Source organism: Roseibium sp. SCP15, from assembly GCF_040329435.1.
Lineage (GTDB): Bacteria > Pseudomonadota > Alphaproteobacteria > Rhizobiales > Stappiaceae > Roseibium.
In genome coordinates this window covers 492,601-512,464 of record NZ_JBDZYI010000002.1, presented here as the reverse complement: position 1 = coordinate 512,464, position 19,864 = coordinate 492,601, and the positions used below count along the sequence as shown (strand labels likewise).

The window sequence follows — 19,864 nt, the reverse complement described above, 5'->3', positions numbered from 1 at the left end:
TTTCGCTCCAGTTGAGGCTGAAGCGCTTGGCCGGGAATATGTCGTTATGCCGCTCGGAAGTCAATAAAGTAAGTAAAATCAATAGTTTAGAATGATTCAAAACTAACTGGAGCTTTAAACTCCACTATTAAGGTCAAAAGGGAAGAAAAAACAGGAGTTTAATCCTCGACTTTAATGCCGCGAGAGCATGTGCCTGCGGCTTCGGCTGACATCACGAAAGTGTTATTTGTTGGTGCGGCGAAACGTAACAGAGCTGGAAAAGGCTCGAACGAGGCGTGAAAAGTCACGAGGAACGCCGCAGTCAGGCTCTGCTGAGCGTTGCACGTCTCAACACCAACCGGTGGCAATCGTACAGGGCTGCGTTCGTTGCCCTGCAGACACCGTCACTCCGACAGAACCCGCTGGGTCGGGAAGATGATCTCCACAAGCGTGCCCTGGTCAGGCGTGGAATCGATATGGAAGCTCGCGCGATTGGCCTCGACGAGCGCCTTGGTGAGGGGCAGTCCAAGCCCGGTCCCACCGCCCCGGCTGGTCGTGTGCAGCTGGCGGAAGGGTTCGAGCGCCGCAGCAAGTTGCTTGGCCGTCATGCCGGTGCCGGTGTCGCGCACGCGCAAGGCGACTTCGCCATTGCTTTCAAGGGCCGTCGACAGGATCACCTGGCCGCCGGACTTGTTGTATTTGATGGCGTTGGACAGAAGGTTGAGCACGATCTGACGAAGCGACCGCGGGTCGGCAACCACATCCGGTACGGACTCCGGCAGGCTGGCGCGGATGATGACCCTTTCGCGATTGGCCTGTGGCTGCATCAGCGCAACACATTCATTGATCACGTCATTGGTCGAAACAGCCGAAAAGTTCAGGTCGAGTTTGCCGGCTTCGATCTTGGACAGGTCCAGCAGATCGTTGATCAGGCTCATGATATGAGAGCCAGAGGTGCGGATGTCTTTGAGATAGTCCTTGTAGCGATCATTGCCGATCGGCCCGAACCGCTCTTCCATCATGACTTCCGAGAAACCGATGATCGCGTTGAGCGGCGTTCTGATTTCGTGGCTGATCTTGGCCAGAAAGTCGGATTTCTGAGAACTGGCGTTCTCAGCCTGACGCTTGGCCTGCGTCAGTTCTTCTTCCGCCGTTTTCCACTGCGTGATGTCGCGCAGAACCGCGCAGTATTTTGCGTCGTCCTTGCCGTTCGTGATCCGGCCCATGGTCATGAACAACGGAATGAGACCACCTGTCGGCACCTTGCCGAGAACCTCACGGCCATCATTCAGGATGCTGGCGACACCATTGCGGGAAAGACCGTCGAGATAGTCGGCTGCTGCGCGTTGACTTTCAGGTGCCAGGAATTCGGTAACGGGGGCGCCGATCATGTCCGTGCGACTTGCGCTGAACAGCGCTTCAGCCGAGCCGTTCACCTTCACGATCGAGCCATGCTGATCCAGAACCAGAACGCCGTCCGTCGCGGTTTCAAGGATGGTGTCCATCTCCGCAATCTGATTGCGCGCGACTTGGAGTTCTGCGCTGTCATCAGTTGATGCCGGCAGGGCGACCGGCTGCAAAAGCGTTGGAGAGGCCGGTTTGGCAGGGCGCTCGGTGATTGAGATCATCAGCCCGCGGCTGCCGTTCCAGGGAACGGAATGCATGTGGGCGTCGACACACAGGACACCGCCGTCCGCCAGCCGCATTTTCATCGTTTCATCGACTTCGTCGTCCATGCCGACTGCGTCCGGCAATTCTTCGGTGTCGTCGATGAACAGGGCTTCGAGCCCACCGGCCTGAGACAGGGCGGCGATGGACTTGTAACCAAGCATGCGCAACAAAGCCTTGTTGGCGTAGAGCACTTCCCGGTCGTGAACGATGGCAATGCCGATCGGCAGCCTGTCGAGCAATGTCGGGTCGATCGGCCCGGCTTCGGGAACTTCCGGCGGAAGATCCGCGGCATCCTCTTCTGGATCCGGCGAGTCGAAATCTTCAAGGTCGCCTTCGAGACGCGCGCCCAAAGCTTCCGCGATTTTACGGAACGCCTGGCGCTCGGGGCGGGAAAGGCTGGAAGTATCAACCGGTACGACGCGCGGGCGCGCCGTTGCAAGCGGGATGACCTCACCGGTCTTTCTCGGCTCGGGATCGTCGTCAGCGTCTTCGCTTGTCTCAGCTTGCTGGTCTTCTCGTTCGAAAGCCGCTGTTTCCTCGAAGAAGTCCCGCTCGTCGACATCGAAATCTTCTTCCGATGGCTCTGCATCGGCCTTCGATGTTTCCTCGGCTGAGGAACCGGACGTTCCTTCGTCGTCGGAGGAGGCTTTTTTCGAAACTTCAGCAGCGGTATCGGCAAGAGCCTCGTCTTCGCTCTCCGCTGTCAGGTCTTCGCCCGTCGATGAGACTTCACCAGCCGGCACTTCGTTTGGAAGCAACTCACCGTCGGGCTCGTCGGTTTCGGCTTCTTCGCCATCAAAAAGATCCAGGGAATTCAGCTTCGCGGAGGCGTTGTAGGCCTTTTGCAGAGATTTGACGGCATCTTCGATTTCAGCCGGTTTCAGTTCTGCCGTGCCGGAAATGCCTGTTGGTTCTTCCAAAGTCTCTTCGCCACCGGCTGCGGCTACAGGTTCCTCAAGCTCGTCTTCTTCATCAGAAGCAACATCATCGACAGGTGTATCAGGTGCAGAAGTATCCTCACCCGCGTCGTTATCTGCGAGTTCTTCCCGGGTGTCTGTCTCGGTTTCAGCGACGAGATCAGGTTCAGCGGCATCAAGGTCTGGCTGGTCGGATCGTGCCGGTTCAGCTTCTCTTTGTTCCAATCCGTCGTCCAGGGCAGCTGCGGCGCTCTTCAAGTCTTCGGTTAGATTTGCGTCGCCTGAGGTTTCCCTGGACTGTTGCGGTTGCAGTGGAGTTCTGGGGGCGGACTTCCCGGTGAATTTCGCAAGAGAACCGACCAGCGCTGCTGCGCTTGCGCCAAGAAAGGTCTTTCCGGAAAACGAATCCGGTTGAGCTGGCTTCAGGTCTTCTAGTCTTGCGCTGGCGGAAGTTTTGGCCTCGGCAGAGGGAGCCTCGTCAGCGGCATCTTGTGCCAAGGAACCACTGGCTTTGGTTTCAGTGGTACCGGAATCATTTGGTTCCACCGGTTCGGTGGCTTCCGGCTCGTTGCCGGAAGAAGTGTCTTCCCGATGCAGATACTCGTGTTCCGGTTGGCCGGAGTTTCCGTCCAGAATGTCTTCGGCTGCGTCTTGGTCGTCGGCCGAAAGCAACGTGATGATCGGATTGTCCGGATCCTGGATAGCCTCCGCTGTCCGGCAGACACCAAACCCACGATAACCCTCAAACTTCCGGTTTCGGTCAAAGGCGGGCAGGGCGGCCATGTCGACGGGAACGCGCAGGGCTGCGCCGCTCACCGGCCAATTGATGGTTTTGCCGCTCCAGGTATCCCTCCGGTCAAGCGCCCGTGAAATACTGCCGCGTGGATCCAGGTCGAAAATCCTGGAAACCTCGTCCCAGGTCAGGCCGACGATATTTGTGGCATCAGGTCCGAGGACTTCAGAAAATTCATCAGACAGAAAGGTGAAACGACGGTCGACGTCCATTTTCCATGCGAAACGTACCGGGCGACGGCGCGGCTGGAAGACGAAGGCGTCCTGTTCAGTCTCTTCACTGGCCATCTCCGCCTGACCTTCGGAAGGCTCTGAGGTGGCAGATTCAGACTGAATGTCCTGATCATCCGTTTGAGTTGCTGCCTGGGTGTCCTCTTCGACAGCCGCTCCGGATTCTGAATTTGAAACCTGATCCGTGTCGGAAACCGTTTTTTGCGGGGAGGCGCTCAGTCCCTCGCTGGAGACGTCCTCAGAATGAAGGTCGGAAACCGCTTCAGCAGAACCAGTTTCTTCAACGAGGGTTTCCACCTCGCCCTGCGGCGATGCAGCCGTTTCCTCTTCAGCAGTGGCGTCGTTGGAAGTCTCCTCATCCACAGCAATGAGAACCTCGGGCGTTTCTTCAAAATCAGTGGAGTGAGCGCGCTCTGTTTCAGCGTAAGCTTCTTCTGTGGGCGCATCTTCGCCCGGCTCATCACGGTCTGTGTCGGACAAATTTTCAGGACGGTCGCCGTCACCGAAGTGACTGACAGCATCAAGTGAAGCGACTGCAGCTGCGGCGAGGTTCGTGCCCGCATCCAGATCGGCTGGAGAGCTGTTTTCCGGCGGTTGTTCTTCAAGTGCACCGTCATCCAGCGCCTGATCATCGAGCATGATCAGCTTGGGGCCTGCGGGGATTTGCAGGATGACGCCTTCATGGAAATTGCCATTGAGGTCCAGCGGCCCAAACAAGGCTCTCTGGCTGTCCGGCAGATCCAGGTCTTCGGGTGTCCCATCGAGAGCACCGACCTTATGTTCGACCGTTCCACCTGACATCAGGAAGACCGTAGTATTGGAGGTTTTGGCAAGGTGCGCAAAGGCCTGAAGTGGGTCCTTGGTCAGTGCGAGACCCTTGTCGCTGCAAACGATCAATGCAGCGGACTGGCCGTCGTCCAACTCGATCTTCTTGCACTGGCATGTGAGCAGCATCACCCTGAGACCGCGGTAGAAGCGAAGCCGATCTATGCTGAACTTGTCGGTCGCGCCGGAAGCCGCAATCCGGGCAATGTGCGGGCGTGCGGGCGAGCGCTCGAGCGAAGTCAGCCCCGCCAGGTCGGAGACGGAATGGGCTGAAAAGAAAGACGCACCAGCGGCATTGGCCCACAGAATGCGCGCGCCATCAGCCGACCAGAGCCAGGCAGCTCTCGTATCGGCAACAAGCTGAACCAGATCATTCTTGGCACTCAGTTCCAGGAATGATTGGGTCTGATTGTCCATGGCTGTGCTCCAAACTGGTCTGCAACACCGGTTGACGGGCTGCGGCTGCCGGTTTCGTCCGCAGTAGTAAACTTCTTGTTAATACTAGCAAACTTCAACGTCGTCCACGTAAAGCAAGGTTGCTAAAGGACTTACGTGAAGGCGTGGTTAATCTTAGCAGGTGAACTCCTAAATTATGCTTTCAGACAATTATGTTCCTGTGAAAAGCGGTGCACAAACCTTTGTTGGCGAAGTTCATGTCGCTGCGGGTTTTTCCTTACTCTCCTTTGCCGGATTGATGCCGAAAGCCGGTAGTTGATAGGGCAGGGACCCGGCGCGATTAGTTTGCCGGATAGCCATCTCCATGTTACGAACTTTTGGCATGGAGCATCCGAGGCGATGCAACCTGCAATCTGCCTGCGACCTGAGGAGCGCTGAGATGAGCAAAGACAACACCGGTTTTGAAGTCCCCGAGCAAATGCGCGATTTTGCCGAGAAGAGCGTCGACCAGGCGCGCAAGGCATTTGACGACTTCATGGGAGCGACCCACAAGGCAGTCACCAATGTCGAGGACAGTGCGAACGCGGTTCAGGCCGGGGCCGCCGATGCGAACAAGAAAGCGCTGAATTATGCTGAAGAGCATGTCAACGCAGCTTTCAAGTTCGCTCAGGAACTCGTCAAGGCTGACAATGTAGAAGACATGATGAAGCTGCAGCAGAATTATCTGCGCGGCCAGATGGAAGCGCTGGGCGAGCAGGCCCGCGAATTTTCGAATTCGGCAACCAAGGCCGTCCAGGACGTAGCCAAGGCAGCGCAGAAAAAGTAACTTCACATACTGAAATCGTGCGGGGCGGCAACGCCCTGCACCGCTGTTTGCAAGCGCCGTTTCGTGATTGCGTTCCTTTATCATTCATCTTTTGGTCGTATTGAGCTTGTAATCTTGCCGGGCTGATTGAGTTCTATCCAGCCGCAGAAATCCCCGAAATGCCGGATTTGCCAGTCTTTGTTTCAGCTCGTTTGATGCAATGACAGTCGCCTGGAACCTGAAACATCAGCGATCCCCAACGGAAGTTTCGTTGTGCAGTGCAAAAAAATGTTGCATCGCAGCAATAGGTGCCCTATGTAAGGGTCAGCGGATGACGACAGGGTCCGCCGGCAAATGTCCCGGCGGAATGAATTTGAACCGATGATCGCATCCGAACTCTAGGAGATGAGATCATGACTGACACCAATACGACTGCCGCAAAACCGGCTTCCAAAGCACGTGCCGCCAAAGCAAAAGCTGCTCCGGCTGGCGTAACGTTCCCGGACTTCGAAGCTTTCGCTCTGCCGAAAATGGAAGTACCGGCTGCATTCCGTGAAGCAACGGAAAAAGGCATCGAAAATGCTCGTGAAGCATACGCAAAGGTGAAAACCGCTGCTGAAGACGCAACCGATCTGATGGAAGACACTTTCGAAACGTCTCGTCAGGGTGTTGTGGAATTCAACCACAAGGCTGTCGATGCTGCCAAAACCAATGCAGACGCAACGTTCTCCTTCATCAAGGACATCATGTCCGTGAAGACACTTGCAGAAGCTATTGAACTGCAGTCCACTTTCGCACGTCAGCAGTTTGACGCCCTGAGCAGCCAGACCAAAGAAATGCAGGAACTTGCTACCAAGCTTGGTACCGACGTTTCCGCTCCGGTCAAGGAAGCCGTGGAAAAGTCCTTCAAGGACCTGAAAGTCAACTAATTCGGCTGACACGCGTTTTTGAAGCGCGAAATCAGATATAATGCCCGGGGCAACGCCTCGGGCATTTGCTTTTCAACAGGCCAAAAAATTTCGTGAATTTCACGCTTGCCGGTTGGAAAAAACGGGGTTAGAAGACGCCCTTGCAAATGGCGGTCGGGGCGAGTATGGTCCGCGCCACTTTGAAGACCTTAGCAGACGTAGCTCAGTTGGTTAGAGCGTCGGATTGTGGCTCCGAAGGTCGGTGGTTCGAATCCACCCGTCTGTACCACTCACAAAAAACTTCCCATTCAGCATCATAAGCGGTCAAACCGTTCTCGGTCGTATTGCGTCGCGCCTGCGGGCCGCATTCCGGCAACCCTTTGTTACTGCAGTTCCGATAGATTGGTTTCAAGATCGAACGCAGCCCATCATGAAGGGAAATGCCAATGACGAGCGACTCTCCAGGTATCGGCACCAGATTGAAGCGGCTTCCGGGCCAGTTCCTGGTGGCGTTGTTAAACGCAACCTCCATTCTTGTCATCGCAGCCTGTGTTCTGGTGATTGTCGTGCTCAACCGGGTCGACACGGCAGGGGCTCGCATCGCCGCTTCGGTCACCGAAGCAACATTCTCGAAAATGCAGATTTCTCCGGCTGAGTTCAAAACGCGCCTCGTGGCTCTCGATCAGCGGATCGAGTTGCTTTCCGAGCGTCTCTCAAATCCTGAACTGCAACAGGATGGCGAGCTGAAGCAACAACTGACCGAACTGAACCGGAACCTGACAGATCTCAGACAGGCGGCCGAGACCATTCGCTCTGCCGGACCTGAGGTCACGTCAACCGCCTTTGAGCAGGCAGGGGATATGGTTACGGACAGTCTCTACGCGTTGCGGGGGTGCCGCTCAAATGATGCCAGACCGGAAGCAGGGAGCTGAGCGCGGGCAGGGGTTGCTATTGAACCGATTTCGGTAGATCGGATCGTAACCGGTTCCGCGCGGCAATATCTCTTGACCTCCCTGCGTCCACGGCCGTTGACCGTCCGTCCGGCCTGAACGCGGTTTTGAAGGTGAAGGCTTCCGCTGTCGGGCCATTGTCACCCAGGAGTTCATGGCGTTCGACGGCTTCGCTCCAGTCTGGCTGATGGTCGGCCGATACCCACCACAACACATAGGGCGGATAGTCTTCGGTGTCCTTTACGAACAGGTGCCCCAGGCGCAGGAGCTCCGCATGAGGCCCGAGATAGACTGCGGCAAGCGCGGATTCCAGATCCTGCCAAAGCGAGATCGTGGAAGGTGCCCAGCCATCGCCATTGTCGTTCCAGTATTTGGGGAACACCTGGTCCCCCCAGCTTTCCGGCCCTGGGTCCCCGTCATAGCCGGAACGTGCGATAAAGCCGTCGGCCCGCTCCATGGCCGCCCAGACGGACGGCTCGTTGCTGAAAAAGTCGTCATTCGCAGGATCATCCGCACGGGTGCGGAACTGGGCAAAGGTATAAAGCGCGAGCCAGTGACCGGACATTTCTCCTCCCATGACGGGTGATGCATCTCGACACACTGTCTTCAATTTTTGGCGACTTCAAGGGTTTGCAGCCGCGTTAAAACAGTTTGAACACGAATCCGGCTGGAAAAACTGTCAGGGCTGAGGTACGGACATCTTCAGATTGTTTGCTCCTGCAACCGAATCTGGCCCACCTGTGCGAAGAAATCTGAAGGGGTCCCACCCCCAGGATATCCAGCCTGCCTTCGAGTTCTACTCTCAAACAAGGAATTCAGCGTGGAAGATCTCAGCCTTTTCTCCCTCGGCCTGTTGGCTCTCTCCCTTCTGGCGACAGGCGTCGTGGCCGGGATTATCGCAGGTCTTCTGGGTGTGGGGGGAGGCATCGTGATCGTGCCGGTGCTCTACTACATGTTCACCGCGCTCAACATCGACCAGAATGTCCTGATGCATGTTGCCGTCGGCACATCATTGGCAACAATCCTGGCGACCGGCACTTCGTCAACGCTTGCGCACTACAAGCGCGGCAGCGTCGATATGGACCTGCTGAAGCGGTGGTGGTGGGCAATCGCCCTTGGTGTGGTTGCGGGCGCGACCCTGGCCGGCAACATCTCGGGTGGTGCGCTGACCCTTGTTTTCGGGGTCGTGGCCCTTGCGGTCTCGGCAAACATGATGTTCCGGAAGGATGGATCGCACCTGGCAGACAAATTGCCCGGAAGTCCGATCAAGGAGCTGCTCGGTTTTCTGATTGGTGGAATTTCGGTAATGATGGGGATCGGTGGTGGAACGCTTGGCGTGCCGACGCTGACCCTGTTCAACTATCCCATACGCAAGGCGGTCGGCACGGCAGCAGCGATTGGATTGATCATTGCTGTTCCCGGAACGTTGCTGTCGCTCTATTTCGGATTTGATGTCGACGGGCGGCCACCGCTTTCCCTCGGTTATGTCAACCTGATCGGCTTCGTCCTGATTATCCCCGCTTCTACATTCTCCGCTCCACTCGGAGCCAAAATCGCACACTCCATTGACCCCTCGAAACTCAAGCTCATCTTCGCCCTGTTTCTGGGATTCACCGGCCTTCGCATGATTTATGACGTGGCGATCCAGTACTTGTAACAGCGCTCTTGATGGGTGAATCAAAAGGTTTCATTGGTTCTTGGACCTGTTTTCAGGGATAGTGCGCCCTTTCAGGCCGCAGATCCTTGCGCCTCGATACTCTTGGTCAGAAATGCTCGAAAAAAACGTCACCCTCAGCCTGAAGGGCTGCACCCATGGTGCCCTGATGTGCGTTCCGGTATTGCCGGGCGTGATTGCGCTTGGCGCCGTGTTCGGCACTGTGGCAGCGCAGAAGGGACTGACTTTTCTGGAAACCGTGCTGATGAACTCACTGGTATTTGCCGGTGCCAGCCAGTTCGTTGCCATGGAAATCTACAGCAATCCGGTCAGCTGGGGCACGCTCATCGCCATGGTTGGTGTCACGGGCGCGGTCAACATGCGCATGCTGCTGATCGGTGCAAGTCTCCGGCCGTGGCTCGGACAGGTGCCTTCCTACCAGACATATCCGGCGCTGTTCTTTCTGACCGATCTCAACTGGCTCCTGACCTTGTCCGAATATGACAAGGGAACCAGGGATTGGGGCGTTTATCTGGGCAGTGGAGTTTTCGTCTGGTCCATTTGGTCGCTGTCTGTCATTCCGGGATATTTTGCCGGCAGCCTGATTTCCGACCCCAAGACCTTCGGGCTGGATGTTGTCCTGCCGGCCTTTTTCGCCGCTCTGCTGGTGCCGCTTTGGAAGGGAAAGCGCCAAACGGTCAGCTGGCTCATTGCGGGCGGCGTTGCTGCGATAACCTGGGCAATTGTCGGTGGGTATTGGAGCATCTTCACCGGCGCGATTGCCGGAGCGCTGGCGGGGGCCTATCTCGATGAGTGAGGGCGCATTTTCCGCAGACACGATGTTCATTCTGGTCGTGCTGGGTATGACGGCAGTTACCTATGCGCTCCGTGCGGGCGGCTACTGGGTCATGGGCCGGGTGCCGATCACGCCGAGGGTGCGCCGGGGGCTTGAAGCTCTGCCCGGCGCGATCATCGTTTCCACCATCCTGCCGATTATCCTGCAGGGCGGGCTCGCCGTCGGCCTTTGCCTGATCGTGGCCGCCGCTGCCCAGATCCGCTTGAGAAAGGAATACATCGCCGTCTTTTGCGCAGCGGCTGTTGCCGCAGGTCTGAGAGCCACCGGTCTTTAGCTGGAGCGCAAAACGGTCTGCGCGCTGTGAAGCGTGTCTTCCCTGCAGCCTCCGGCGTCGATCTCAGACCAGGTCATTTCGCCGAGATCATAACCGAGTTGCTGGCCGACGACCTCCCCAGTTGCATCTGATGCATCGCCTGCGCGCGCCGCGACGCGCTCTTTGAGCGTGGTGGCAGGCGCTGTCAGCCACAGACCTGAAAAATCTGCTTCAACCCTTTTTGCAATTTCGGCAATCTTGGTTCGCTCGCCCTCGGCGGCAAATACGGCGTCGAAGACGGCCGAATGCCCGGCGGCAAGGACACATTGAATGGTGTTGTCGATCTCCTGGTAGACACTCGTTGACGCTTCAAGTGTGTACGCCTCGGGCGGTGCCTTCTCTGTTTCCGCAATGTTCAACAACCGCTTGCGCATGACATCGGTGCGCAGGACCCTGGCGCCCGGAGCCCGGCCGACATCGGGCGCAAGAGAGTAGGCAAGGGTGGTTTTCCCGGTCCCGGAAAGACCGCCAATGGCGAGAAGACGCGGCCTGGACGGCTCCAGGAAAGCCATGGCGAAACCGAAATAGGTCTGCGCCTGCTTCTGCATGGACTGTTTCGTGGTCTCATCGGATTGTGCAAGTGCTGCGCTTGCTGCAATTTTCGAGCGAATGGCTGCGCGCATCATCAGGAAAAACGGAAGCGCGGCAAGCGCATCGGCGTGGCTGCCCAGGCGACTAAGGTCGAGGTAGCGATTGAAAACACGGTTGGCGGATCGTTTCTGGCCGCGTTCCCAGAGATCCATCAATAGAAAGGCCAGGTCGTAAAGCACGTCACCGGTCGCGATTGCATCGGAAAACTCGACAGCATCGAACAGGACCGGATGGTCACTAATCATCACGATATTGCCCAGATGCGCATCTCCGTGGCAGCGCCGCACAAGGCCTTCCTCTCCTCGCTTGACGAGAAGATCGTGAAGGGATGCGAGCACTGATCGCGACATTTCCGTCAGGTGGCGAATGTCGTCAGCGGGAAAAAGCTGCGGGTGTTCGCGAAAGGCCGCATCATTCTGTTCAACGTAAGTCGCCAGCTCATCATAAAAGCCCTGACCGCCGCGAAGGGGTGCTTCTTCGTGAGCGGCCACCATCATCTCCGCGAGCTGCTCGGAGAGGCTGTCCTCAAACGGCCCTTTCCTTGCCAGGGCATCCAGTTCGTCGCGATGCTCGAACCGGTTCATCTCAACGGCCCACTCCACCGCTTCTCCGTGACCGTCCAGGGCCAGTTGTCCATCGCTTTCCATCGTGATGGGCAACGCACGGCGATAGACCTGGGGGGCGTTGGGCTTGTTGTAGGTGATCTCGGCGTTGCAAGCTTCCTTGCGAAGCGCCAATGTAGAATAATCCAGAAATGGATATTTGATCGCCCGTTTGACCTTGAACGCCTTTGTCCCGTTCAGAAAAATGACGTTGGCGTGAGTATTTATCTGGTCCACCCCGGGACGGGTAGGGTCGTCTGAAGGCAATTGCTTCAGGAAATCGAAAACGTCATTCTGCGTCGGGGCGTGTGTCATGTTTCGTCCTCTAACTGACGTTAATTCGAGTTTGCAGCAACCACGAACGTGCCGATTTGATCCTACTCAATGAGAGGTGTCAGCGATGTGGCACAGATTAGCTGATTTGTCAGCAAAGGAGGGCTCCATGAGCGAGTATCCAGCATTGAAAAAGATCAGGCTGAACCTGGCCCGGACCAAGGAATTCCCGCAAGGTTCTGCGCAACATGGATATGAGTTCACCGCTCCTTTGGATGAAACGGGCCATATTGATGCGGGACTCTGGAAAAAGACCCGCGACACCTGCCGCGTGCGCCGGTTCTGGGGCAACGAAGGCGATGAGGTCGGTCATCTGATCCATCGCCCGGGAGGGTCCTGGGCATTTCACTATGATATCGACGGCGACGACGATGATGAAGCAGGCTACCGCTTCGGTGCGCATGCCTTCAATCCGGGTGAATATGTGTCCATCAAGGATGAAGACGGAGAAATGCATACGTTCCAGGTGGTCACTGTCCAGTCCATCTGACTCTTTCCATCAGTTCACGGTCAGTAGAAATGCGCGGGATTCCCGCGCTTTTCTTTTGGGGGCTCCATTGAGACGTCGAGCAGCGCGCTCTTCTTGGCAACTCGAAATCCTGCGACATGCGGAAAGCAGCAAGTTTGCTCCGAATTGGAATGAAGTCATTGCAAATTAATCTGGTTTTGAGTTCTGACAAGCCGGTCTTTCATACGGTATAGAATGAACAGAACGAATTTCAGATCAGGAAGCGGGACATGGACCAGAAAACCGGCGGCGAATTGTTGGTGGAGGCGCTGGAGCGCCATGGCGCGGAACGCGTGTTCTGTGTGCCTGGAGAGAGCTATCTTGCAGTGCTCGACGCATTGCACGATGCTTCCATCCCTGTAACCGTCTGCCGCCAGGAAGGCGGAGCAGCCATGATGGCGGATGCTTATGGCAAGCTGACTGGCAAACCCGGAATTTGCATGGTGACCCGTGGGCCGGGAGCGACAAACGCCTCTGCAGGTGTCCATGTTGCAGCCCAGGACTCCACGCCGATGATCCTTTTCATCGGCCAGATCGAGCGTGGCATGCGTGAAAGAGAGGCGTTCCAGGAGGTCGACTATCGGCAGATGTTTGGTGGTATCGCCAAGTGGGTTGCCGAAATCGACGATGCGGACCGCGTCCCGGAGTTCATTTCCCGCGCCTACCACGTAGCAACGTCCGGACGACCGGGCCCGGTTGTTCTTGCATTGCCGGAAGACATGCTGGTGGAAATGGCCACCGTTTCACAGCCGCCGTCCTGGCAACAGGTGGAAACACATCCGGGATTGGCGCAGATGGCCGATCTTCAAAAGCGCCTGTGGGCCGCCGAGCGGCCGATCGCCATCCTTGGTGGCAGCCGCTGGTCCGAAGAAGCCGTCGCGGCCTTTACCCGTTTTGCAGAGCGTTTCGACCTGCCGGTCGCCTGTTCCTTCCGGCGGCAGATGTTGTTCGACAATCTCCACTCAAATTACGCTGGTGATGTGGGCATTGGAGCCAATCCCAAGCTGCTTGCCCGGATCAAGTCATCGGACCTGATCCTCCTGGTCGGCGGAAGACTGTCTGAAATGCCGAGCCAATCCTATTCGCTATTGGACATTCCGACACCGGCACAAGAGCTGGTACATGTGCATGCCGATGCCGAGGAGCTCGGCAGGGTCTATCGTCCTACGCTGGCCATTCACTGCAGCCCGACGGCTTTTTGCCGGGCGGTAGAAGGGCTGCAGCCGCCGAACGAAATCAGGAGCGCCGGCGAGGCTGAAAAGGCACATCGCGAGTATCTGGAATGGTCAGGTGCCCGTCCCGAAATTCCGGGCTCGTTGCAGATGGCGGGCGTCATGGAGTGGCTGGAAGCCAACCTTCCGGAAGATGCGGTCTGTACAAATGGCGCGGGCAACTATGCGACCTGGCTGCACCGCTTCCACCGTTTCCGCCGCTATGGCACTCAGGCGGCTCCGACTTCAGGCTCGATGGGCTATGGCCTGCCTGCCGCGGTTGCGGCGAAGCTCACCTTCCCGGATCGCGAAGTTGTGTGTTTTGCCGGAGATGGCTGCCTTCAAATGACGATGCAGGAATTCGGCACGGCCTGTCAGGACGGGGCCAACATCATTGTGCTTGCAATCGACAACGGGATGTACGGCACGATCCGCATGCACCAGGAGCGTACCTATCCCGGACGGCCGTCCGCAACCAAACTCGTCAATCCGGACTTTGCGGCTCTTGCCCGAAGCTATGGCGCCTATGGTGAAACCGTGGAGACGACCGAAGAATTCGGCCCGGCATTCGAACGTGCGCGTGCGTCAGGAGTACCGGCAATTCTGCACCTGAAGCTGGATCCGGAAGCCATCACCCCGGCAGCAAGTCTTAGCCAGATCCGCGCGGCGGCCGAAGCTAAGCGCTAGCAAGGCAACCGGCCTAGGTTTGTCCAAAGGAGAAACGGTCAGCCAGCTTCCTGGTCGCTTCTCAATTTGCTTTCGTCGACGCTGAGCGAGATGACAAGGCCGAGCACGGCAATCGCCAGGCCGAACCAGAATGCGGCGTGCAGTCCCGAGGCGAAGGACTGACGCACCGCTTCGGCAATAACCTCCGCATCCTTCCCACTGGCCCGGCCGAGTATGGACTTGATCGCGGGATCCTCCAGCGTTCCCGCAGCCAGGAGCCGCATGTCGCTCGGTGACAGTGTCAGGTTCGCGGACGCAAGTGTGCTGGCGACCTGACGAATTGCCGCTGAAAACATCAAGGCGGTTGCGCAGGCAATGCCGATGGCGCCAAGCCCCAGGTGAAACATGAAGGAAAGCCCTCCGGCGAGGCCCGCACGTTTCGGACCAACAGCATTGACGGCCGCGGTTCCGGCCGGGCCGAAGGCCAATCCCCCGCCGATTGCCACTGTCACCATCACCGGTATGAGGCCGAGGTAGCCCCAGCTTTCCTTCATCAGCAGCATCAGGATGCAGCAGACAATGAGGAAAGCATGACCGATGGCCATGAGTTTTCTGGGGCCCACGGAATTGTAGTAGTTGCCGACCGCAACGTTCACGATGGATATCGGCACGCCGAGGGACAGCATGCCCAGGGAACTCCAGAAAATGGACCAACCGAACACCTTCTGCATGTATTGCGGCAGGTAAAGCATGCACAGAAACAGGACGATTGCCGGCAATCCGTTGAGCGAAAGGGTCCTGACGAACTGGTGATTGCGCATCATCTGCAGAGGCACCATCGGGTCTTTGACTTTGCTTTCCACAAAGGGGAACAACGCAAAAAAGACCAGCGCACCGCCAAAAAGAGCAAGGGTAACGAGCCCGGTCCAGCCAAAATCCGCACCAAGATCCAGACCGAACATCAGACAGAACACGGCAACCGCCAGCGTGATCATGCCGAGGATGTCAACCTTTTCGTCCGTCGCATGTTCGGTTTCACGGTCGACAAGACGGTACATCAAGGCAGCTGAAATGGCTGCAAACACGGTGTTGAACCCGAAGAAACCGCGCCAGTCGCCGATTTCGGCGAGCGTTCCGGCAATGAAAGGTGCCATCGCATTGCCGCTTGCCACCGCTCCCAGGAGAATGCCGACGGCGGCTCCACGCTCGTCTTCTTCAACGCAGGTTGCCGCCAAGGCCAGTAGACAGGGCCAGATAAAGGCCGATCCGATCCCTTGAAGAGCCCTTGCCCAAATCAGAAAGGTGACGTCCGGCGCCATAACACAGCCTAACGAGGCGACGCCGAAAACACCCAGCCCCAGAAGAACATACTGACGGTGGCCGAAGAGGTCTCCGAGCCGCCCCCCCGCAACAAGACACATGGAAAACGTCAGGGCATAGGCGTTGAGGATCCATTGGGTGGTCGTGATATCGACGGAATATTCCCGCTCGATCGGTGTGACCAGGAGCATCGCGCCGGTGAAGTCTGTTCCAATGACAAACGCCGGCACTGAAACCGCCGCCAGAACACGTTTCGCCTTGCCATCCATGCGCCCCTCCCGATGCCGTCGGAATTACCCTACGGTAGGAAGGGTTGTAAGTACAACCGGGTAAATCGTTTGCAAATGAGAGGTTTACGCCAGTTCATCTTCCGAAAGTCCGGTAACCGGAAGGGTTACCAGCGCGATGCCGAGATCATCCGGCGATGTGCCGATCGTGAACCCCAATGCCTGGCACATCGAAATCATCGACGTGTTTTCCTTCAGGACCTCGCCCTTGATAACTTCGATCCCGTCGGCCTTTGCATACCGGATGATGAGTTTCATCAACGCCCAGCCGAGGCCGGTCCCTTTCAGGTCCGAGCGGACCATCACCGCGTATTCACCCGTCTGGTGGTCCGGGTCCGCATGCAACCGCACAACACCGACCATTCGGCCGTCTTCCGGGGCCACAGCGGTAAAGGCAATGGCTCTCGCATAGTCGAGCTGCGTCAGGCGCGCGAGGAAACGATGGCTGAAGTCGCGGACCGGAGCGAAAAAGCGCAGGCGTAGATCTTCCGGAGTGACCGCTTCGAAAAACGCCTTGAACAGGTCTTCATCCTCGGGCCGCACTGGCCGAACAAAAACCTCACGTCCGTTCTTCAAGGTCAACGTCTGTTCCCATTCCTGAGGGTAAGGAGCAATTGCCAGACGAGAGCCTCCGGTCCGCCCGGGACGCTTTTCCGGATGACAAAGCGTCATGCGGGCATCAAGAGCAATCAGTCCGGAGGGCAGGGCGACAATCGGGTTGATGTCCAGCTCCTGGATTTCGGGAATGTCGATGGTGATCTGCGACAGCTTCACCAGTGCCTCGGCTATCGCGGCGCGGTCGAGCGCAGGGCGCGAGGGGCCACCTTCCAGAAGCCGGGAAATCCGGGTCCGGTTTATCTGCGCCTGTGCAAGATTGAGGTCGAGGGGCGGCAGTTCCAACGCAATATCTTCGCTTTCCTCGATGGATGTGCCGCCGTGACCGAAAACGAGCACAGGGCCGAAGTCAGCCGTTTCCGCGAGCCCCATATAAAGCTCGAGGCCGTGACGGTCCTCAAGCATCGGATGAATGGAAATCCCGGCAATCCGGGCCTCCGGGTAATTTCGCTGAGTGTTCGCGATCAGCTCCTCAGAAGCAGCTTCGACCGCCTCAGGACTTTCAAGGCCCAGGCGGACACCGTCGATCTGGGATTTGAAAGGCAGATCGGGAGAAACCAGCTTTGCAACACAGTGCTTCGCAGTTTCAAAGAACGGCTTTGAAAGTCTGGCCGCCTCTTCAGCGGTCTTTGCCATCTCGGTTGCCATGATGGGAAGATCGTAGGCTTCCAGAACCTGGCAGACGTCATGCGGGCTCAGCCAGCTCCGGCCTTCTTCAAGAGCTTTCTCTACAATTGCACGAGCCCGGCTGATATCCGGCGAAAAGGTCGTTGGCAGGCTCGGCGGAGCCGCCATGAGAAACTCGCGTGCCTGGGCATCGTGTGCCAGGTGCATGAGGCTGCGAGCCGCCTCCGCGGGGCTCGCGTAATTGGGGATCTTTGCTGCCGACAATTCACCCCTGATCGCACCGTCGCCTCCGATCAACCCGGCAACCAGCGCCTTGCGACGCCCAGTGCGCTTCCGGTCGGCTGTTGCGGCCTTCACGACCGCATCGGCAATCGCCTTCTGCGGCTGGAAGGCACTTGGCGATTGCAGCACAAGTGCGCCGTCCACCTGCGTGTCCTTCAAAACAGTGGTGATGGCCGTTGTTAACTCTTCCGGTGTCACGCTTTCGCGCAGGATGAGCGACCCGTTGGCGGCAGGCGTTTCGTCGAGGTCCGGATAATCCCGGCTGAGGTCGGAAAGGTCGGTCCGGGTTTGGGGGCTGAGATCGGCAAACTGTCCGCCAAGATCCATCAGCCGGTCGACCGCCAGGCTGGCAAGGCTTCGGCCATTGGCAATCACCGCCAGCTGGTTACAGCGCGGAACGCGGATATGCGACAGGGTTTCCAGCGCCTCGAACATCTCGTCAAGGTCAAGGACACGCAAAAGTCCTGTCCGGCGGAAAACGGTCTCGTAGACAAGATCGGTCTTTGCAAGGCGCCCCGCGTGGGTTCTTCCGGTGCCGCCGGTGTCAAGGCTTTTGCCGGAACGGATTACTATGACCGGTTTGCTGCGGGCAGCCGCTCGAGCAGCTGATATGAATTTTCGAGGAAAGGCAATGCCTTCCAGGTGCAGGACAATGGAGCGGGTCCGGTAATCCTGGGCGAAATAATCGATCAGGTCGCCAAGATCGACGTCGATCCGAGCGCCAAGCGACACGACGGCGGAAAAGCCGGTATTGTGCGTTCTGGCCCAGGAAAGGGTAGAGTTGAGTACGGCGCCCGACCGGGAAAAGAATGCAATATCTCCCTTGGTCGGCGGCTCAGCGCTCAATAGCGCATTCAGCTTGCTGGAGGGAACGGCAAGTCCAAGGCTTCCGGGGCCGATCAGCCGGAGATTGGTTTTCCTGGCTGCTTCACGGCAAGCCTGCATGAGCGGTTCAGGCCAGATCTCGTATCCGGGTGAAGGGATGAGAACTGCTCGGGTTCCGCCGGCACCCAATTTCTCGATTGCCTCAGGCAGGGCTTCGGCCTTGGCAAGATAGATCGCCAGGTCCGGCATCTGATCCAGCTTGTCCAGTCCGGACACCTTCGGGCCGTTGAACGGCACGTCTTCGGTGATCCCGACCAATGTGACCCTGTGCCCTGTTTCTATGTCCTGAAGGCATTCGACCAGCTTGCCGGTCAGGACGCCGGCATGACGGCAGGGGCCGATGACACCAATGGTTTGGGGGGAAAAGAAACCTTCGAGATTGCGAATGGTCACTTTGGTGGTCCTTTCCATGGAGCCGGAAACAGCACCGGGACACTCAGACACATAAGACAAAAATACCCGCGGACCAGACGTCCGGCCCGCGGGTGCTGTTCACGCCGGAAGTCCTTAGTGAGCCATCAGGACCGGTACGGTCATGGCTTCCAGAATTTCCTTGGTCGCACCGCCAAACAGAAACTCGCGCATGCGGCTATGGCCATAGCCACCCATGACCACGAGATCGTTGCCGTTATCGGAGACGTAATTGAGCACCGTGTCGCCGATACCGGTCTGCGGATTGGTTATGACTTCAATCGTCACGTTCATGTTGTGGCGGGCCAGATAGTTCGCGACTTCGGCACCGGGCTGCCCGTTTTCGCGGGAAGATTTCTTCTCAACCACCAGAACTGTGATGTTGGCTGCCTTTTCCAGAACCGGTAGGGCCGCATGAATCGCACGGGTAGCAGTGGAGCTGCCATCCCATCCGACAAGGACGTTCTGCGGCTGGAAGGCGGTGCTGCCGATATAAGGCACCAGCAGAACCGGAACACCGCTCTCAAACAGGATCGTTTCGATCAGCAATTCACGCATCGGCTCCGGCTGGTCCGGATTGGACTGGCCAATCACGACCAGGTCGGTCGGGCGGCAATGGACAAGCACGTTTTCGAGTGGGCCGCCAGTGAGGATTTCGGCCAGCCGGCTCTCGCTGTTGACGGCTGCGAGGCGGGCGAGCTCGTCAAACTCTTTCTTGGCTTCGTTGGCTGCCGCAACTGCCTGATCGTGCGCGGCCTGCAGATAGTCGACAGGCATGGGGGCGGCCGCAAAGGCGGGGACGACCGGTTCGAAAGATACCGCCAGTCCGGTGACATGCGCATCGTAGTTGCGGCCGAATTCCAGTGCGTATTTCGCTGCGGGCTGATCCCCGGCAAGATTAAGGACGGTCAGAATATCTTTAATAGGCATGTATCCCTCCTAAGGGCGGCAACATTGCATCGAACCAATCTAGAGCAGCATCCAATCGATCTGAGTCGCAACCTTGATCGGTCAGACCGGAGCATTCCGCTCTATCGTTTTACAAACGCAGGCAAATTTGTCTCAGCATTCAAAACCGGATCGGCTCTGGATGTCGAGAGTCCGCCCTTGTCAAAATTCTACATAACACGCATTGCTGGCGTCCTTGACGCGTATCAATTCAAATCCCCGCAAAAGTCGATTGCTGGCGATGGCTAGAAAAATACGCAATAACAGAGCAAGTCCACGAC

General features: G+C 57.5%; 14 protein-coding genes and 1 tRNA gene. 9 read left to right on the top strand and 6 right to left on the bottom strand.

The genetic code is table 11. The features are described 5' to 3' along the window. Positions 1-383: 383 nt before the first annotated feature. Positions 384-4,832, bottom strand: a complete 4,449-nt coding sequence (locus ABLO27_RS09760) for an ATP-binding protein (RefSeq protein ID WP_353032427.1) — start codon at positions 4,830-4,832, stop codon at positions 384-386. 418 nt (positions 4,833-5,250) lie between these two features. Between ABLO27_RS09760 and ABLO27_RS09755 the strand changes: the two genes are divergently transcribed. The 4 genes from ABLO27_RS09755 to ABLO27_RS09740 all read left to right on the top strand — a co-directional run bounded on the left by ABLO27_RS09755 (position 5,251) and on the right by ABLO27_RS09740 (position 7,456). Continuing rightward, on the top strand, positions 5,251-5,637 hold the full coding sequence (locus ABLO27_RS09755) for a phasin (RefSeq protein WP_353032425.1): 387 nt from the start codon (positions 5,251-5,253) through the stop codon (positions 5,635-5,637). Positions 5,638-6,029: 392 nt separating this feature from the next. Then, positions 6,030-6,545 carry a phasin gene (locus ABLO27_RS09750; protein WP_353032423.1) on the top strand — a complete coding sequence of 172 codons (516 nt, stop codon included), beginning with the start codon at positions 6,030-6,032 and terminating at the stop codon, positions 6,543-6,545. A 191-nt stretch (positions 6,546-6,736) separates the two neighbouring features. Then, a tRNA-His gene (locus ABLO27_RS09745) sits at positions 6,737-6,813 on the top strand. Positions 6,814-6,970: 157 nt separating this feature from the next. Further along, positions 6,971-7,456 (top strand): hypothetical protein, encoded by a 486-nt coding sequence (locus tag ABLO27_RS09740; protein WP_353032421.1) that lies wholly within the window; start codon positions 6,971-6,973, stop codon positions 7,454-7,456. A 16-nt stretch (positions 7,457-7,472) separates the two neighbouring features. Here ABLO27_RS09740 and ABLO27_RS09735 read toward each other — a convergent pair whose 3' ends face one another. Beyond that, the gene (locus tag ABLO27_RS09735) at positions 7,473-8,039 is read right to left on the bottom strand and encodes a DUF3291 domain-containing protein (protein ID WP_353032419.1); all 567 of its coding nucleotides are present in this window, start codon (positions 8,037-8,039) and stop codon (positions 7,473-7,475) included. Positions 8,040-8,294: 255 nt separating this feature from the next. Between ABLO27_RS09735 and ABLO27_RS09730 the strand changes: the two genes are divergently transcribed. The 3 genes from ABLO27_RS09730 (at position 8,295) to ABLO27_RS09720 (ending at position 10,258) form a co-directional block, all read left to right on the top strand. Continuing rightward, positions 8,295-9,131 (top strand): sulfite exporter TauE/SafE family protein, encoded by an 837-nt coding sequence (locus ABLO27_RS09730; protein WP_353032417.1) that lies wholly within the window; start codon positions 8,295-8,297, stop codon positions 9,129-9,131. A gap of 112 nt (positions 9,132-9,243) precedes the next feature. Further along, entirely contained in the window at positions 9,244-9,945 is a 702-nt protein-coding gene (locus tag ABLO27_RS09725; RefSeq protein WP_353032415.1) for an AzlC family ABC transporter permease, read from the top strand. Then, a complete protein-coding gene (locus tag ABLO27_RS09720) occupies positions 9,938-10,258 on the top strand; it encodes an AzlD family protein (protein ID WP_353032413.1) in 321 nt (106 codons plus the stop codon). Before ABLO27_RS09725 ends, ABLO27_RS09720 begins: the two co-directional genes overlap by 8 nt. Here the strand turns inward: ABLO27_RS09720 and ABLO27_RS09715 are convergent. Then, positions 10,255-11,805 (bottom strand): AAA family ATPase, encoded by a 1,551-nt coding sequence (locus tag ABLO27_RS09715; RefSeq protein WP_353032412.1) that lies wholly within the window; start codon positions 11,803-11,805, stop codon positions 10,255-10,257. The genes ABLO27_RS09720 and ABLO27_RS09715 overlap by 4 nt on opposite strands. Positions 11,806-11,932: 127 nt before the next feature. Between ABLO27_RS09715 and ABLO27_RS09710 the strand changes: the two genes are divergently transcribed. After that, entirely contained in the window at positions 11,933-12,313 is a 381-nt protein-coding gene (locus ABLO27_RS09710; protein ID WP_353032410.1) for a hypothetical protein, read from the top strand. 248 nt (positions 12,314-12,561) lie between these two features. Beyond that, positions 12,562-14,229: a thiamine pyrophosphate-binding protein gene (locus tag ABLO27_RS09705; RefSeq protein WP_353032408.1), complete on the top strand. Its 1,668-nt coding sequence runs from the start codon at positions 12,562-12,564 to the stop codon at positions 14,227-14,229. Positions 14,230-14,267: 38 nt separating this feature from the next. Here ABLO27_RS09705 and ABLO27_RS09700 read toward each other — a convergent pair whose 3' ends face one another. The 3 genes from ABLO27_RS09700 to ABLO27_RS09690 all read right to left on the bottom strand — a co-directional run bounded on the left by ABLO27_RS09700 (position 14,268) and on the right by ABLO27_RS09690 (position 19,565). Further along, complete coding sequence (locus ABLO27_RS09700) at positions 14,268-15,797, bottom strand: MFS transporter (protein ID WP_353032407.1); 1,530 nt, start codon at positions 15,795-15,797, stop codon at positions 14,268-14,270. Between the two features lie 84 nt (positions 15,798-15,881). Beyond that, positions 15,882-18,617: a bifunctional acetate--CoA ligase family protein/GNAT family N-acetyltransferase gene (locus ABLO27_RS09695; protein ID WP_353032406.1), complete on the bottom strand. Its 2,736-nt coding sequence runs from the start codon at positions 18,615-18,617 to the stop codon at positions 15,882-15,884. Between the two features lie 114 nt (positions 18,618-18,731). Next, positions 18,732-19,565 carry a universal stress protein gene (locus ABLO27_RS09690; protein WP_353032404.1) on the bottom strand — a complete coding sequence of 278 codons (834 nt, stop codon included), beginning with the start codon at positions 19,563-19,565 and terminating at the stop codon, positions 18,732-18,734. Positions 19,566-19,864 lie beyond the last annotated feature (299 nt).